A 14502-nucleotide genomic window follows, 5' to 3' on the forward strand; every position below is an offset into this window, starting at 1 on the left:
ACTTGATATGAAAAATTTATGGGTCGTTTTCTTTGCTTTAATCGGAACATTAATAAATGCTCAGGATTTAAAAACAACAGCAAAGGAAATACAGGAAGAGGGTATTGAATTGTATCGAAGTGAAATGGCGAGTTGGTACGGAACCGATGTTTTGAAGGCGAATTATGATAAGATGGAAAATGTAAAAGGATACTTTTCTTACATTGATGGCGGAGTTCCAAAATGTATTTTCTTTTCTGAAAAGAGTAAAGTTTTAGCTACAGTTGCGTTTCCTGCGAATTATAATCCGAGAGATGCAAAGATAGATATGAACGAAAGAGATTTTACAACGAAAGAATTAGACTACTTCACGATCAGACAAAATGCGAACGAAAAAGTAAAAACTGATACCATTTTTCAGCAATATAATAATACGAGTATGAACTTAATCCCTATTATTGATAAAAATAATGTTAAGAAAGTGTATGCAGTTACGGGTCCTTCGGTGGACAATATTGTCATTTTTGGAAATGATTATCTGATCAGTTTTAATGATAAAAACGAAGTGAAAAATATAGAAAAACTCCATAAGGGAATTATTATTCAGGCCATGAAACAGGAAAAAATGGAAAATGCAATTTCCGGACTTCACTCTCATGTTTTGGAGAATCACCAGACGATAACGCCTACTGATATTTGTACCTTAATGCTTTACTATAAATTCACCAATTGGGAAGATTATTTTGTAGTTTCTAAAGACTTCGTAAGCATCTGGAGAAATAAAACCAACAATTTGGTTATTATAAAAGAAAAAGATTTTAAAAGAATGGCAGAGAGTATTGAGAAATCTGACAAAAATAATAGTAACAAAAATTAAGAATAGAAAATTATGCACGAAAAAGCGAAAGATCCTTTACACGGAAAAAGACTCGATGCTATTCTTGAAGAATTGGTAGAATATTACGATGGATTTGAGAAATTGGGACAGCAGATTAATATTAAATGTTTTACCGATAACCCAAGCATCAATTCTTCCCTGAAATTTTTACGAAAAACAGATTGGGCAAGAACAAAAGTTGAAAGCCTTTATCTTTATGTGCTAAGACAGAAAAAGAAGAACGAACCAAAAAGTGAAAACTAAAAACGCTAGGTTTTAGATACTTCTTTAAAAGTATTTCTTCGGTCAATAATTTCAAAAATAGTATATTTGTGCCGTTAATCGTGAAAAAAGCTCACGAAAAAAAGAGAAAATATGACAATTGAAAACAATCATGTTGTAGCTGTAAAGTACATACTTCACACTATCGAAGAGGATGGAAGTAAAATTCTTGTAGAAGAAACAACAAACGAAAATCCACTTACATTCTTATACGGTATGGGAATGATGATTCCTAAGTTTGAACAAAATATCCATGGTTTAAAAGCTGGTGATAAAGCAGCTTTTGTAATTCAGCCGGAAGAAGCTTACGGTGAAAAACAACCGGATGCTATTGCTCAATTGCCAATAGATATGTTTAAAGAAGCTGGAATTCCTCCTGTAGGAGTTATTTTACCTTTATCTGATAATGAAGGAAATAATTTCCAGGCATTTGTAGTAGAGGTAACGCCAGAATTTGTTGTGGCAGACCTTAACCATCCAATGGCTGGGAAAGTTTTAGATTTCCAGGTAGAAATTTTAAATACACGTCCTGCGACAGAAGAAGAATTGTCTCACGGTCATGCTCACGGAGTTGACGGAAACGAAGCTCACTAAAATATAATATAAATGTCCGATTTCTTATCGGACATTTATATTATTCTAAAAATTCTCCACTTACATAAAACCAACGGTTTTGAATCATTTTGAATTTTGATAATTCATGATGAACCTGCTTTTGATCGTCTTCGTCAGTATAAAAAGCTTTAAATTCAACCTTGCTGATTGAAGGTTTATCCACAATCTCCAGTTTTGTCCATTCATTGATTTCTCCCCATTCCTGCAAATCTTTTGTATTATGAAATTGTCTTTTGCTTGGAGATGTTGTTTCCATTAAATATTTTCCATTGGGAATAGCAAATGCCGAAAACCTTGAACGCATCAAAGCCTCTGCGGTAGGTGCATTCTTCTCTCCTGTATGATAAGGTTTACAACATTCTTCGTAGGTTTTTCCTGAGCAGCAGGGACAGTTCATTTTTTCTAATTTTAATTTTCAAAACACAAATTTACACGAATATTTTTTCATTAATAACACAAATCCTTGTATCAGTAGGAACGGGCTTTAGCCCGTTTAAATAATAAATTAATTCCAATTGGCTTTAGCCAAAACTTATAAATTAATATTTCTCCCACAGATTGCACAGATTTTCACAGATGATTGCGCATAATCTTTTTAATTACAATAAAATATAACACAAACATCTGTGAAAATCTGTGCGATCTGTGGGAAATAAAAAAAATATCCACCATTTAAAAACAAAAAAAGCATCCAAATGAATGCTTTCCTATTATTTTTTATTGATCTTCGTCTTCAATTCTTGTATCTACAAAAGTGTATTCATCACTTGCCATTGTCATAGATTGTTCTTTGGATCTGAATTTTACATGTAAAGAATCAGTAACCTGATAGGTGTAAACATCCGTTTGACCAGAATTGAAATGCAGCTCATGGAAGTCGCCATTTTCAATCCACCATTGTCCTCTTTCCACCTGTTGGTTAACCTTACAATCCTGAACTGTCGTGAAAAGAAGCATAAATGTACCATCTTCTTTTCTTTCCATGATCCACAGTTTTTCCATGCCTCTTACTTGCTGATCTTTTTCACTTCCTTTCCATAAACCGACAAGGTTTTTGTCGATTTTATTTGCCTGTGGCTTTGCTGTCTGGGCATAAATGGTTCCAAAGGCTAATACTAATGTGCTTAAAATAATTTTTTTCATTGTTATTTAAAAAATAGGGTTATTTCCATTTCGCTGTTTACAGGTATTCCCGCTGCTTTTGCTGGAACCCACTTTGTGTTTTTAACGAAATTTTTTAAATGATTAATAAAATAAGATGAGTATTTATAGTTTTTTTTATTCTGAAATTTAATATCAATTTTAGGACTAGATGTTTTTCCTGTTTTATATAAAATAAATTCTGCAGAGATGTGAGAGTAATAGTCTTTATCTTTTCGATATTCAAAATCATTGGGATAATCTACGTCTTTCCAGAAATCTCTTTCACTATTTTTAAAAAAATCACTGTAATCTTTATCTCCGGGATATCTTGAAAGCATATCACATTCTTCAAATCTGTAAACTTTATCAGGATACTTCTTTATATATTGAACTTCTGCAACACTTCTTAAAGAATCAATAAATTTTGAGCCGAACTTACGGTTTATTTCTGCCCTCATTATTTGGGGATAGCAATTTTGTAAGTTAGAAGGAACAGTGCAATAAGATAATGCGGAATCTATATCAATATTGTATTTTCTTAAAAGGTCATTCATTTCTGTATTCCCTTTATACTCATCTACCATTCCAAAGTAATGAAAATAAACAAGCTTATTTTTCCTGATGTCCGCTTTAGCTCTTTTTGTTTCTGCTTGACAGGTAGAATCCCAATATTTTTTTTCTTCTTCAATCCATTTGGCTCTTTCGATATAAGTTGAATCGGAAATTGTATCAGATTTTGTCTTATAGAAAGATTCTGACTTGCTTTCGAATTTTTTATTTTTCATCGCAAAACAAGTCAGAATTAATATGGATAAAGAGGATAATACTTTAATGCCAATATTTAATACCATAAATGATATTTTATTTAATAAATCCTCTGTTTCTCAATAAAGGTTTAATATCCGGATCATGTCCTGTAAAATCTCTGAATGCCTGATTCAGATCAACAGAATTACCTACGGAAAGAATATATTTTCTGAAACGGTCACCATTTTCTCTAGTCAGTCCTCCGTTCTTTGAAATCCATTCCCAAGCATCGTTATCTAAAGTTTCAGACCATAAATAAGCGTAATATCCGGCTGAATATCCACCTCCCCAAATGTGAGCAAAATAAGGAGTATGATATCTTGGTGGAACAGTTGCTAAGGTAAATCCGTGTTTCGTTAACGATTGTTTTTCAAAGTCTAAAACAGGGATTAACTGACTTTCATTCGTCACAGTATGCCAATCCATATCAAGTTCAGCAGCAGAAACCAATTCTGTTGTCATATATCCTTGATTGAATGTTCCTGCTTTTTTAATTTTATCAACTAAAGCTTGTGGAATGGGTTGTTTTGTTTCGTAATGAAGCGCATAATTCTTTAAAACAGTTGGATCTAAAGCCCAATGTTCATTAATTTGAGAAGGAAATTCTACAAAATCTCTCGGTACATTTGTTCCTGAAAGCGATGGATATTTCTGACTTGCAAACATTCCGTGAATTGAGTGACCAAATTCATGGAAAATAGTTGAAACATCATCAAAACTAATCAATGAAGGTTTTCCCGGAGCCGGTTTCTGATAATTATAACAGTTTACAATAACAGGTTTTGTTCCCAATAAATAAGACTGCTCAACGAAATTACTCATCCAGGCACCTCCGTTTTTAGAATCTCTTGTGTAGAAATCCAGATAATAGATGGCAATAGATTTTCCATCATGATCGAAAACTTCATAAGTTACCACATCAGGATGATAAACCGGAAGATCTGTTCTCTTTTTGAACGTCAGTCCATAAAATTTTTCAGCAGCGAAGAAAACTCCTTTTTCTAAAACCGTTGTGATTTCAAAATAAGGTTTGATTTGGTTTTCATCTAAATCAAATTTCGCTTTTCTTACCTGTTCAGCGTAAAAATTCCAGTCCCAAGGCTCAACCTTAAAACCTCCTTTTTGCTGATCAATAAGATCTTGAATATCTTTCGCTTCACGTCTTGCTGTTTCTACAGCAGGGGTAGCAATTTGGTTCATTAAGTTGGTCGCAGCTTCAGGTGTTTTTGCCATCTGATCCTGCAATTTCCATTCTGCAAAACTTTTCTTACCTAAAATTTGAGCTTTTTTAAGTCTTAATTTTGCCAGTTTTTCAATAGTTCCTCTGGTATCATTTCCATCACCTTTTTCAGCTCTTAACCAAGAAGCTTTGAATAACTTTTCTCTCGTTGCTCTGTTGGTAAGGTTTTGCAATAAAGGTTGCTGAGTCGTATTTTGTAAAGCTAAAAGATATTGACCTGGTTTTCCGGCAGTTTTTGCATCGGTTGCCGCAGCAGCAATTTCGTCGGCCGAAAGTCCGTCCAATTCTTTTGCATCAGAAAAGAAAACGCCACCTACTTTTCTAGCTTCCAATAATTTATTTGAATATTGAGTAGAAAGTGAAGCCAATTCTTGGTTTACCTGCTTTAATTTTTCTTTATCCGCAGAAGAAAGATTCGCTCCAGCAATTTCAAAGTTTTGTTTGTAAAACTGTACCAATCTTTTACTTTCAGGGTCTAAACCATCTTCTTTGATTGATTTAATTCTTTTATAAAGATTATCATTTAAATACATTTTATCAGAATGTGCTGCAAAAATAGGAGCATATTCTTCGTCTAAAGCCTGTAAAGTTGGGTTGGTATTCGCACTTGTAAGGTTTGAAAATACAATAACCGTTCTTTTCAACACTTCACCACTTTTTTCTAAAGCAACGATGGTGTTTTCAAAAGTCGGAGCTTCAGGATTGTTGGCGATTTTTAAAATTTCAGCGTCGTGCTGTTTTAATCCAAAATCGAAAGCTGGTTTAAAATGTTCATTTTTAATTTTATCAAATTCGGGAGCTTCGTATTGAAGTTTGCTTTTTTTCATAAAAGGATTTGATGAAAGAGAAGCGTCCGGTACAGGAATTTCCTGTTGATTATCGGTTTTTTTCATTGTAGTACAAGAGTAATTAAATGCTAATGCAGAAATTAATAATACCGATGTAATATTTTTCATAAATTAGTTGTTATTAAAGTATAAAGATATTAAAAACTTAATGTATAAAACGGTAAACATGAAATCAACAACTATTTTTATTTTTTCGGCCTTCGTCTTATTGTCCTCGTGTAATGATAAACATGAGAGAAACAGAGAAGACAAAAGCAATTGGGTAGATAAGGTAACCAATAAAGATCACGGCCCGGGCAAGGAAAAACAATATACAGGTGATTTTGATGAAATCGAAGTTTCTCAAGCTATCAGCGCTGAAATTATAAAATCTGAAACGGAAAGAGTAGTGGTTTATGCACCTGCCAACATTATTGATGAAATATTAATTGATAAGATCGGAAGTAAAGTACACATTCATTACAAATCCGGAATCAGAGTAATGAACGGACATAATGTTAAAGCTAAAATTTACGTTAAAGATTTCTCTAAACTGATTGCTAATTCTGCAGCAAGTATTACAGTAAACGACAAATTTACCCAAGAAAAAACAGATATCGAAGTATCAAGTGCAGCAAGTGTTACTGGAGATTTAGAAGCTAATAAATTTGAAATTTCCGCAGACAGCAGCAGTAGTTTTGAAGGGAAAATCTGGGCAGTTGATTTAAATGTAGAAGCATCTTCGGCAGCAAGTATCAGTATTTCCGGAAAGGCTAAAAATGTTGATCTTAATTCTTCTTCAGGAAGCAGTCTTTCTGCGAAAGATCTTATTGCAGATAACCTTAAAGTTGAGGCTTCAAGCGGTGCAAGCGTTGAGGTAGGTGCAACATCAAGCATAGACGCAGAAGCTTCATCAGGCGGAAGTGTAAATGTTTACAAAAAAGGAAATGTTACAGACATCAAGAAAGATGAAAGCAGTGGCGGAAGCGTTACTATTCAATAAAAATTAAACAAGAGGTTCTTCATCTTCATCATCTGTGGATGAGGAGCCTTCCCAGTTTTTGTTATCAAAATTAAGATTATCAAAAGCCAATAATTCCTCCTCTCGCTGGAGGATTTCTTTTGTGGTAAAGAGAAGAATTTCATCATCCTCTTTTGCTTTGGCTAACCTTCTGATAGACGCTTTATCGATCGCCATAAATCTCTGTCCGAGACGTCTTGCAGCATATTTTCTCATTCCTGTTTCATGAAGAACGTCAACGGCCATATCAACAGCAGTTCCTAATGTTTCACGGTAAATATTATCAATTCCGTTATTAAGATAAGTGTAGGCGTCAATTCTGTTTTTTGCCCGGACAAAAATTTTCACGTCCGGATAATGCTCACGTACGAGATCTGCAATGAATTTGTTGTCATCAGCATCATCAAGACATAAAACCAAAACTTCGGCGTCTTCAATTCCTGCCGCTCTTAAAGTTGGAATTCTTGTGGCATCACCATAATATACTTTAAAACCATAACTTCTCAGAAGTTTCACACGGTCAGAATCTCTGTCCAAAACGGTTGCCGTAACTTTATTGGCCTTCAATAATCGACCAACGGTACTTCCAAAGTGCCCAAACCCAACAATGATGATCTTTTTTTGAGTAATATCATTGTCCAGAATATTAAAAGCACTTTCTTCCTCAGGAATTTCTTTAATGAATTTTGGAGTAAGAAATTTATCATTAATAATTAAAAGGAAGGGTGTTATACACATCGTAATCGCTGTAACAGCCATCATTTGTGCATTAAGTTCCGGACTTAAAAGATATAAATTTGAGGCATAATTAATTAATACAAAAGCAAATTCTCCAACCTGAGAAAGCGCAAAAGCATAAAATAAAGTTTGAGGAGTATCTATTTTGAAAAATTTTCCGATCGCATATAAGACAAAAAACTTCACCGCTAAAACCGCAAAGACCGTACTGAAAATGAAAAGCGGATCTTGTTGAATAATATTAAAATTCATCGTAGAACCCACACTCACGAAAAAGACGGCAAGCAATAATCCTTTAAAAGGATCGATCTGAGCTTCCAATTCATGACGAAATTCACTGTTGGCCAACATTACTCCTGCAAGAAAAGCGCCTAATGCCGGAGATAATCCAATTGCAACCATTAATTCTGAAACACCGATTACTAAAAATAGGGAAGAGGCAGTCAATAATTCTGTCATTCCTGATTTTGAAACGTATCTTAAAAATGGAACGAAAACATATCTACCCAATAAAATCAAAATTACAACACCCAGAATTACCGTTCCGGCCTGCAACCATTCCGGAAGTTTTTGAATTAAAATCTGGACTTCATTATCGTTGTGTCTCGCTTTATAATTCGCAATAATCGGTAAAATTGCCAAAATTGGAATTACCGCAATGTCCTGAAATAGGAGGGTAGAAAATGATGCTTCACCCGCCAGAGTTTTCAGGTTATTTTTTTCCTGTAAAGTCTGTAAAACAATAGCTGTGGAAGACAGTGCAAAACACATCGCAATGGAAATCGCTTTATCAATTCTCCAGCCTACACTTATGAAAACTAGAAATAATAAGGAAATGGTAAGTAACATTTGTGTGAGTCCCAAACCGACTATTTTCTTTCGCATTTCCCAGAATTTTCTTGGTTCCAGTTCTAATCCAACCAGAAATAAAAGCATAATTACACCGAATTCACTGGCGTGCATGATGTCATTAACATCTTTTCCGGTTAGTCTGAGAACGTACGGACCAATGATAATTCCTCCAAAAATATAGCCGATCACAGAGCTTAACCCCAATTTCCTAGCCAGCGGAACCATAATGATGGCAACGCCTAAGAAAATTAATGTATTCATTGCTAAGCTGGATTCCATATTTTATTGATTCAGAAGTTCTACAAATTCTTTTTTATGTAAAATGATCTCTTTTTTTGAGAGTTTATTGGCTTCGTAAACGATTTTGATATTTTTAATATCAGCTTTGAAAACATTCAACGAAACGATTAAACCGCTGATGAGTTCATCAATGGTATATTTATAAGTTCCTGTTTTGGTAAAAGATCTTTCTTTTCCGCCCGTGGTTACAAGGATGTAAACTTCTTTGCCCTCCAGTGGATTGTTCTCACCTTCTTTAAGCCAATCGCGGTCAAAAACTTCATCAACCCACAATCTTAATAATGGCGGAATTCCGAACCAAATAATCGGAAATTGGAAAATAAAACGATCATAATTTTTCAATCGTTTTCTTTCTCTGAAAGCTGCAATATGAAAATCAGGATATTCTTCGTAAAGATCTCTAAGGGTAAAATGCTGGTGACGAACATAGAAATTAATGAGCTCTACATTTGAGTTTGAGTGCTCTAAATAAGGATGCGCAAAAACTACCAACGTCTTCTTCATAAAACCTGTTTTCAGTAAATATAATGAAAAAATATTGAATAAAAGACGTTTTTATAGTGGTTTTATTAACTTTTCGATATGTAAAATTGAATTTAATGTTAAAATAAGACAATGAAACGTCTCGTTTTTAGAATTTTAAATAAAAAAATAAATTGCGCGAGCGAAGCGAGCGTCAATGCAGATAGTATTAGCGATGTCATGCTGGACTTGTCGAAGCATCTTAAAATCAGAATATTTAATCTTAAATAAACTAAACTTCTTAATAAAAATCTTATGGTTTAAATTCAATCATAAAAAAATCGGCCAAATAATGACCGATCCTATATTTTGCTTGAACTGAATTTTAAATAATATGTGGGAATTAATTCTCAAAAAATAACCGTATCGTTTGTCATTCCGTAGGAATCTCAACAATTATATTTAAAAACTAAGTCTAGATTCCTGCGGAATGACAAACAGAGTAAATAAAAAATTATAATTTAATAAATCAAATTTTTACCATCCACCCGAAGCGCCACCGCCGCCAAAACTTCCGCCACCTCCGAAGCCTCCAAAACCGCCGCCTCCGCCGGAACTTCCACCACCAAAGCCACCTCCGCCAAAACTTCCCGGGAAAGGAAAGAATCCACCCGGATAATTGCTGCGACCTCTTCTGGATAGAATTACGTCATCGTCGTCATTGTTTCCACCTCTTCCGCCACCTTTATTTCCGAACAAAATGATTAGAATAATAAAGATAACAAATGCAATGAGTAGTATTTTTAAAGTACTTCCGCTTCCTCCACTTTCTGGAGCAGCAGGTTTAAATTTCCCCTGCACAGCTTCCATAATAGCTGAGGTACCACGATTGATACCTTCATACCATTGTCCTTGTTTGAAATTGGGAGTAACGATATAATCTAAGATCTGTCCGGCAACGGATGCTGTTAAATATTGTTCAACCGCTCTTCCTTGCTGGATAGACATCGTGTGATCTTCCGTTGCAATTAAGAAAACAACACCATTGTCAACGCCTTTTTTTCCGATTCCCCATTTTTCGCCAAACATTGTCGCCAGAAAATTCACATCTTCTCCTTTTGAAGAACGAATAATAATAACTTCAATCTCTGTTGAGGTAGAATCTGCGAACTTAATAAGTTTGTTATTAAGCTGATCTTTTTCCTGTTGACTAAGGATATTGGCTTCATCAAAAACAGGATACAAAACTGCAGGTTTTGCAGGAATAGTATATTGTGCTGATACAAAACTGTAAAAGCAAATCAATAAAAATGAAAATACTATTTTAAGAGAACGTAATCTCATTAGAAAGTTGGTTGGGGTTTTCTCCTTTTACGGGAAAATGTTTTTTTAGTTCAAGACCTGTTTCCAGAATGGCACTTTTTAATGCCTTATGATAATTTCCTTTTGCAAATTCAGACGTAATATAATCGTGCAGATGATCCCAAAAAGATTGATATACTTTATCATGAATTCCAACATCGCCAATAATAGTAAGGTATTTCTTTTCGAAATTGACATGAAAAAGCACAGCATTTCTTTCAACAGTTTTATTCTGACAAAGCTTTTTGAAAACTTCAAATGCCGTTTTTGCATTTTGATCTTCGGTTGTAGAGTCTATGTGCACTCTAATCTCACCTGTAGAATGTTCTTCTGCTGATTGAATAGCTTCCACGAGGGAAGCTATTTGCTGATCTGTTAAGAAATTACCCATTATTCTTTGAATGCGTCTGGTGCTTTTTGAGCTCCTGCTTCAGCTTTGAAGTAAGGTTTTTCTTTAAAGTTGGTAAAATTCGCCAAAATATTATTTGGGAAAGTTTTGATTGAAGTATTGTAATCCTGAGCTGATTCATTATAGTAAACGGTTTCAGATCTGATACTGTTTTCAATCGCAGTATATTCTCTTTGGAAATTGATATATTGTTGATCTGCCTTTAAGTTTGGATAAGACTCCACAACAGCCATCAATCTGCTTAGTGATCCTGATAATTCTCCTTGTGCTGCTTGGAATTTCGCCATATCAGCTTCAGTCATATTCGTAGGATCGATGTTGATAGAAGTTGCTTTAGAACGTGCTTCAACAACTTTAGTTAATGTTTCCTGCTCAAATTTTGAATACGATTTTACTGTTCTCTCCAAATTAGGGATAAGATTGGCTCTTTTTTGATAAACAGTCTCCACGTTGGACCATTTTGTATTTACCGTTTGTTCTTTGGTAACGAAGTTATTATACCCGCTCTTTCCCCAAAAGAATAGAACAGCAACAATAATAAGAAGAGCAATACCGATCGTTCCGGCGCTCAGGCAACCTTTATTTTTCATAGTTTAATTTTTTTAAATATTTTTTGTGCTAACCAAATATACAAATTATGTGCTAATTTTGCAGAAAATTATTTTAATGACAACAATAGTGGTGGCAATGGGAGAGAAGAATGAGATTGGTTTTAATAATCAGTTGCTTTGGCATCTTCCAAAAGATTTAAAACATTTTAAGGATCTTACATCGGAGCATCCAATTATTATGGGAAGAAAAACATATGAAAGTATCGGGAAACCTCTTCCTAATCGTACTAATATTGTTATTTCAAAAAAGAAAAACTGGTTTGAAGAAGGAATTTTAATCGTCGGCAGTATTAAAGAAGCCGTAAAATTCGCTAAGAAAATTGATGAAAATGTTTTCATCATCGGTGGCGGAAATATTTATGAGCAAACGATAGATTTGGCAGATAAATTAGAAGTTACTCTAGTGAAAGCCGATTTGGAAGCCGATACCTATTTCCCTAAAATTGATCCTAAGGTTTGGAAAAAAACAGAAGAAGTATTTCATGAAAAAGATGAAAAAAATCAATATGATTTCTATTTTCAGACATTTGAGAAAATTAAGAGTGAATAGTTATAGAAATTCTAGGCTCTAACTTCTAGCTTCTAACCTCTAAATTATTTATCTTTGCACTTCTAAATTTTAATAATGAATAAGTACATAAAAATTGTAATTGCAGCCCTTCTTATTATCGCAGGTCTTTATCTGATGATCTTTACAAGAAGTTTAGGATGGGGAATTGTAATATTTCTTCTTGCAGCGTTGCCTATTTTTCTTTTCTTTAAAAATGAATATATCCTTTTGGCATTCTGGCAATTAAGAAAGCAGAATATGCCAAAAGCAGCAAACTATTTAACCGGTATCACCAATTATCAAAGTCAGCTTCACAAATCTCAGTATGGATATTTCCATTATCTGCAAGGGTTGACATTAGCTCAGGATCACCCTACAAAAGTGGAGCCTTTAATGAAAAAAGCGTTGGAATATGGTTTAAACATGAAACACGACAGAGCAATGGCAACATTAAATCTTGCTGCGGGAGCCATTTCTAAAGGGAGAAGACAGGAAGGTCAAAAACTATTGGAGGAAGCGAAAAGATTGGACACTGCAGGAATGATGACGGATCAAATCAAAATGATGAAAGATCAGTTGAAAATGCCTACAATGCAAAAGCACATTCACAATCCTCATATGAGACAAAGAGGGAAATTCTAATTGAGAATTTGCTTATAAATATAAATGCACTTGATTTTTTCCAAGTGCATTTTTTATTTTGAATAATTAGATTTTAATATGTTTCGCGACATCACTAATACTATCTGCTTTGACGCTCGCTTCGCTCGCGCTTTTCTTTCATTATGAGAAACAAATTTCACTTCTTAATTAAAATCTTAATGGTTTGAATCTACATTTCCGAACTATGATCATGCCCATAAAATTTCGGAATCTGCCAGTGGTATTTCACAGCCAATGTTCTTATTCCTACAATTAATAAAATGGTGAAAATCTGAATAAAAGTATAAGAAAGATTCGTGAATTTTGTCATTAATAGAAATGCAGAACCTCCGACAATACAAGCTGTAGCATAAATTTCTTTCCTAAAAATCAATGGAATTCTATTCAGCAAAATGTCCCGGATAATACCGCCGAAACAACCGGTAATTGTTCCAAGTCCGATACATATTAAAGGATGGATGTCTACATTCAAACCTTTCTGAACTCCGATTATGGTAAACAGTCCTAATCCGAAACTATCGAAAATAAATAAAGTAACCTTAAAGTTTTTCTCTAAAGATTTAAATATCATTGAAAAAATACTTGTAATGATAATCACGGCACAAGTCAGAAGATCGTGCATCCAGAAAACCGGAATGTCTAATAATAAATCTCTCACAGTTCCGCCTCCAACCGAAGTTACGAAGGCAATAATAAGTACACCAAACGGATCAAGGCGTTTTTGCATCGCTGCAAAACTTCCCGACATCGAAAAGGAAATCGTTCCGAGTACTTCTATGGCAAAATTGAACTGTTCGTGCATATTTTAATATGGGTAATAAGTAATTGGTAATGAGTAATAAATTATGTTGTTTTATTTTGGGATAATTTAAATTTATAGGTTGTCATTACTTTTACAAGTTCTTCACATTCTGATTTTAAATGTAAAATATTTTCAGAATCTAAATATCTCATTTCTTCAATTATTTCTAACCAAAGTTGAGTTTCATCAATTTCTTCAACTACAATACAGATTTTAGCAAACCTTTCTTTTTCAGATCTAGCTCTTGCAACGGCTCTATAATTTGCAGCTACAGAGGTTGCAGATCTTATTATTTGCTTTCTAATTATTGAAAGGCCGTCAGAATATGGTAATGATGATAAAGATTTAATTATGGAAATAGAGAAGTTTTTAGTTCTATCTCTAAATATTTGATTAAAATCCATGATTGTAAATATTACTGATTACCAATTACCCATTACTTATAATTTTACCCTTACTGCATCGGGAACTAGTAATTCATATTCTCCTCCATGATTGATAATTTCCCTCACAATACTGCTGCTGATGAAAGATTTTCCTGATGAAGTTAATAAAAATACGGTTTCCAGTTTTTTATGAGCCAAAGTTCTGTTGGTGTGAGCAATTGCTTTTTCGAATTCAAAATCTGCGGGATTTCTTAGTCCTCGAAGAATGTACTGAGCATTTTTTTCAAAGCAAAAGTCAACCGTTAAGCCTTCAAAATAATCTACTTCAACGTTTGGAAATTCGGCAACGGAATTTTGGATGAATTCCATTCTTTTTTCCAACGGGAACATGTATTTCTTTTGAGAATTTTGTCCGATGGCAATGATTAATTTATCAAAAAGCGGAGCCGCTCTTTCTATAATATCATAGTGTCCTAAAGTGATAGGATCAAAAGATCCCGGAAAAACAGCAATTTTCATGCGTAATTAAATTATAAGTTATGAGTTATCAATTAAGAGGTGAAAAATCATTATAAA

The 14502-nt window shown here is 34.0% G+C and carries 18 protein-coding genes; 6 read left to right on the plus strand and 12 right to left on the minus strand.

Annotated elements, in window-relative coordinates:
• The first annotated feature begins 7 nt into the window (after window positions 1-7).
• From SB689_RS13775 to SB689_RS13785, 3 genes are all read left to right on the plus strand, one after another.
• Window positions 8-856: a hypothetical protein gene (locus SB689_RS13775; RefSeq protein WP_410692710.1), complete on the plus strand. Its 849-nt coding sequence runs from the start codon at window positions 8-10 to the stop codon at window positions 854-856.
• Window positions 857-868: 12 nt separating this feature from the next.
• Entirely contained in the window at window positions 869-1120 is a 252-nt protein-coding gene (locus SB689_RS13780) for a VF530 family DNA-binding protein (protein ID WP_410692711.1), read from the plus strand.
• Window positions 1121-1231: 111 nt separating this feature from the next.
• A complete protein-coding gene (locus SB689_RS13785) occupies window positions 1232-1732 on the plus strand; it encodes an FKBP-type peptidyl-prolyl cis-trans isomerase (protein ID WP_410692712.1) in 501 nt (166 codons plus the stop codon).
• 40 nt (window positions 1733-1772) lie between these two features.
• Here SB689_RS13785 and SB689_RS13790 read toward each other — a convergent pair whose 3' ends face one another.
• The 4 genes from SB689_RS13790 to SB689_RS13805 form a co-directional block, all read right to left on the minus strand.
• Window positions 1773-2150 carry a YchJ family protein gene (locus tag SB689_RS13790; protein WP_410692713.1) on the minus strand — a complete coding sequence of 126 codons (378 nt, stop codon included), beginning with the start codon at window positions 2148-2150 and terminating at the stop codon, window positions 1773-1775.
• Between the two features lie 320 nt (window positions 2151-2470).
• A complete protein-coding gene (locus tag SB689_RS13795) occupies window positions 2471-2896 on the minus strand; it encodes a hypothetical protein (protein WP_410692714.1) in 426 nt (141 codons plus the stop codon).
• Between the two features lie 2 nt (window positions 2897-2898).
• A complete protein-coding gene (locus SB689_RS13800; RefSeq protein WP_410692715.1) occupies window positions 2899-3747 on the minus strand; it encodes a hypothetical protein in 849 nt (282 codons plus the stop codon).
• 10 nt (window positions 3748-3757) lie between these two features.
• Window positions 3758-5899, minus strand: a complete 2142-nt coding sequence (locus SB689_RS13805; RefSeq protein WP_410692716.1) for a M3 family metallopeptidase — start codon at window positions 5897-5899, stop codon at window positions 3758-3760.
• A 58-nt stretch (window positions 5900-5957) separates the two neighbouring features.
• Between SB689_RS13805 and SB689_RS13810 the strand changes: the two genes are divergently transcribed.
• On the plus strand, window positions 5958-6773 hold the full coding sequence (locus tag SB689_RS13810) for a head GIN domain-containing protein (RefSeq protein WP_410692717.1): 816 nt from the start codon (window positions 5958-5960) through the stop codon (window positions 6771-6773).
• A gap of 3 nt (window positions 6774-6776) precedes the next feature.
• Here SB689_RS13810 and SB689_RS13815 read toward each other — a convergent pair whose 3' ends face one another.
• From SB689_RS13815 to SB689_RS13835, 5 genes are all read right to left on the minus strand, one after another.
• Window positions 6777-8660, minus strand: a complete 1884-nt coding sequence (locus SB689_RS13815; RefSeq protein ID WP_410692718.1) for a monovalent cation:proton antiporter-2 (CPA2) family protein — start codon at window positions 8658-8660, stop codon at window positions 6777-6779.
• A gap of 3 nt (window positions 8661-8663) precedes the next feature.
• A complete protein-coding gene (locus SB689_RS13820) occupies window positions 8664-9185 on the minus strand; it encodes an NAD(P)H-dependent oxidoreductase (RefSeq protein ID WP_066752300.1) in 522 nt (173 codons plus the stop codon).
• A 495-nt stretch (window positions 9186-9680) separates the two neighbouring features.
• On the minus strand, window positions 9681-10487 hold the full coding sequence (locus SB689_RS13825) for a TPM domain-containing protein (protein ID WP_410692719.1): 807 nt from the start codon (window positions 10485-10487) through the stop codon (window positions 9681-9683).
• The gene (locus SB689_RS13830; RefSeq protein ID WP_410692720.1) at window positions 10468-10896 is read right to left on the minus strand and encodes a TPM domain-containing protein; all 429 of its coding nucleotides are present in this window, start codon (window positions 10894-10896) and stop codon (window positions 10468-10470) included. Before SB689_RS13830 ends, SB689_RS13825 begins: the two co-directional genes overlap by 20 nt.
• The gene (locus SB689_RS13835; RefSeq protein WP_066752292.1) at window positions 10896-11504 is read right to left on the minus strand and encodes a LemA family protein; all 609 of its coding nucleotides are present in this window, start codon (window positions 11502-11504) and stop codon (window positions 10896-10898) included. The genes SB689_RS13830 and SB689_RS13835 overlap by 1 nt, the downstream gene beginning before the upstream one ends.
• Before the next feature lie 76 nt (window positions 11505-11580).
• Between SB689_RS13835 and SB689_RS13840 the strand changes: the two genes are divergently transcribed.
• Together SB689_RS13840 and SB689_RS13845 are read left to right on the plus strand one after the other, a co-directional pair.
• Window positions 11581-12075, plus strand: a complete 495-nt coding sequence (locus SB689_RS13840) for a dihydrofolate reductase (protein ID WP_410692721.1) — start codon at window positions 11581-11583, stop codon at window positions 12073-12075.
• Between the two features lie 75 nt (window positions 12076-12150).
• Window positions 12151-12717 carry a DUF2892 domain-containing protein gene (locus SB689_RS13845; protein ID WP_410692722.1) on the plus strand — a complete coding sequence of 189 codons (567 nt, stop codon included), beginning with the start codon at window positions 12151-12153 and terminating at the stop codon, window positions 12715-12717.
• A gap of 190 nt (window positions 12718-12907) precedes the next feature.
• Here SB689_RS13845 and SB689_RS13850 read toward each other — a convergent pair whose 3' ends face one another.
• Genes SB689_RS13850 through coaD form a run of 3 tightly spaced genes read right to left on the minus strand, consistent with a single transcriptional unit; the run spans window position 12908 to window position 14445 of the window.
• Window positions 12908-13540 (minus strand): trimeric intracellular cation channel family protein, encoded by a 633-nt coding sequence (locus tag SB689_RS13850; protein ID WP_410692723.1) that lies wholly within the window; start codon window positions 13538-13540, stop codon window positions 12908-12910.
• A gap of 41 nt (window positions 13541-13581) precedes the next feature.
• Window positions 13582-13944, minus strand: a complete 363-nt coding sequence (locus SB689_RS13855; RefSeq protein WP_410692724.1) for a four helix bundle protein — start codon at window positions 13942-13944, stop codon at window positions 13582-13584.
• A gap of 36 nt (window positions 13945-13980) precedes the next feature.
• Window positions 13981-14445 (minus strand): pantetheine-phosphate adenylyltransferase, encoded by a 465-nt coding sequence (coaD, locus tag SB689_RS13860; RefSeq protein WP_410692725.1) that lies wholly within the window; start codon window positions 14443-14445, stop codon window positions 13981-13983.
• Between the last annotated feature and the right edge of the window lie 57 nt (window positions 14446-14502).

Source organism: Chryseobacterium sp. SIMBA_038, from assembly GCF_046535115.1.
Classification (GTDB): domain Bacteria; phylum Bacteroidota; class Bacteroidia; order Flavobacteriales; family Weeksellaceae; genus Chryseobacterium.

Excerpts from the sequence above, each read along its gene's own strand:
- SB689_RS13820 (WP_066752300.1), bottom strand. The coding sequence starts at position 9,185 with ATGAAGAAGACGTTGGTAGTTTTTGCGCATCCTTATTTAGAGCACTCA.
- SB689_RS13850 (WP_410692723.1), bottom strand. The coding sequence starts at position 13,540 with ATGCACGAACAGTTCAATTTTGCCATAGAAGTACTCGGAACGATTTCC.
- SB689_RS13795 (WP_410692714.1), bottom strand. The coding sequence starts at position 2,896 with ATGAAAAAAATTATTTTAAGCACATTAGTATTAGCCTTTGGAACCATT.
- SB689_RS13830 (WP_410692720.1), bottom strand. The coding sequence starts at position 10,896 with ATGGGTAATTTCTTAACAGATCAGCAAATAGCTTCCCTCGTGGAAGCT.
- SB689_RS13800 (WP_410692715.1), bottom strand. The coding sequence starts at position 3,747 with ATGGTATTAAATATTGGCATTAAAGTATTATCCTCTTTATCCATATTA.
- SB689_RS13785 (WP_410692712.1), top strand. The coding sequence starts at position 1,232 with ATGACAATTGAAAACAATCATGTTGTAGCTGTAAAGTACATACTTCAC.
- SB689_RS13855 (WP_410692724.1), bottom strand. The coding sequence starts at position 13,944 with ATGGATTTTAATCAAATATTTAGAGATAGAACTAAAAACTTCTCTATT.
- SB689_RS13810 (WP_410692717.1), top strand. The coding sequence starts at position 5,958 with ATGAAATCAACAACTATTTTTATTTTTTCGGCCTTCGTCTTATTGTCC.
- SB689_RS13790 (WP_410692713.1), bottom strand. The coding sequence starts at position 2,150 with ATGAACTGTCCCTGCTGCTCAGGAAAAACCTACGAAGAATGTTGTAAA.
- SB689_RS13840 (WP_410692721.1), top strand. The coding sequence starts at position 11,581 with ATGACAACAATAGTGGTGGCAATGGGAGAGAAGAATGAGATTGGTTTT.
- SB689_RS13815 (WP_410692718.1), bottom strand. The coding sequence starts at position 8,660 with ATGGAATCCAGCTTAGCAATGAATACATTAATTTTCTTAGGCGTTGCC.
- SB689_RS13780 (WP_410692711.1), top strand. The coding sequence starts at position 869 with ATGCACGAAAAAGCGAAAGATCCTTTACACGGAAAAAGACTCGATGCT.
- SB689_RS13825 (WP_410692719.1), bottom strand. The coding sequence starts at position 10,487 with ATGAGATTACGTTCTCTTAAAATAGTATTTTCATTTTTATTGATTTGC.
- SB689_RS13835 (WP_066752292.1), bottom strand. The coding sequence starts at position 11,504 with ATGAAAAATAAAGGTTGCCTGAGCGCCGGAACGATCGGTATTGCTCTT.
- coaD (WP_410692725.1), bottom strand. The coding sequence starts at position 14,445 with ATGAAAATTGCTGTTTTTCCGGGATCTTTTGATCCTATCACTTTAGGA.
- SB689_RS13775 (WP_410692710.1), top strand. The coding sequence starts at position 8 with ATGAAAAATTTATGGGTCGTTTTCTTTGCTTTAATCGGAACATTAATA.
- SB689_RS13805 (WP_410692716.1), bottom strand. The coding sequence starts at position 5,899 with ATGAAAAATATTACATCGGTATTATTAATTTCTGCATTAGCATTTAAT.
- SB689_RS13845 (WP_410692722.1), top strand. The coding sequence starts at position 12,151 with ATGAATAAGTACATAAAAATTGTAATTGCAGCCCTTCTTATTATCGCA.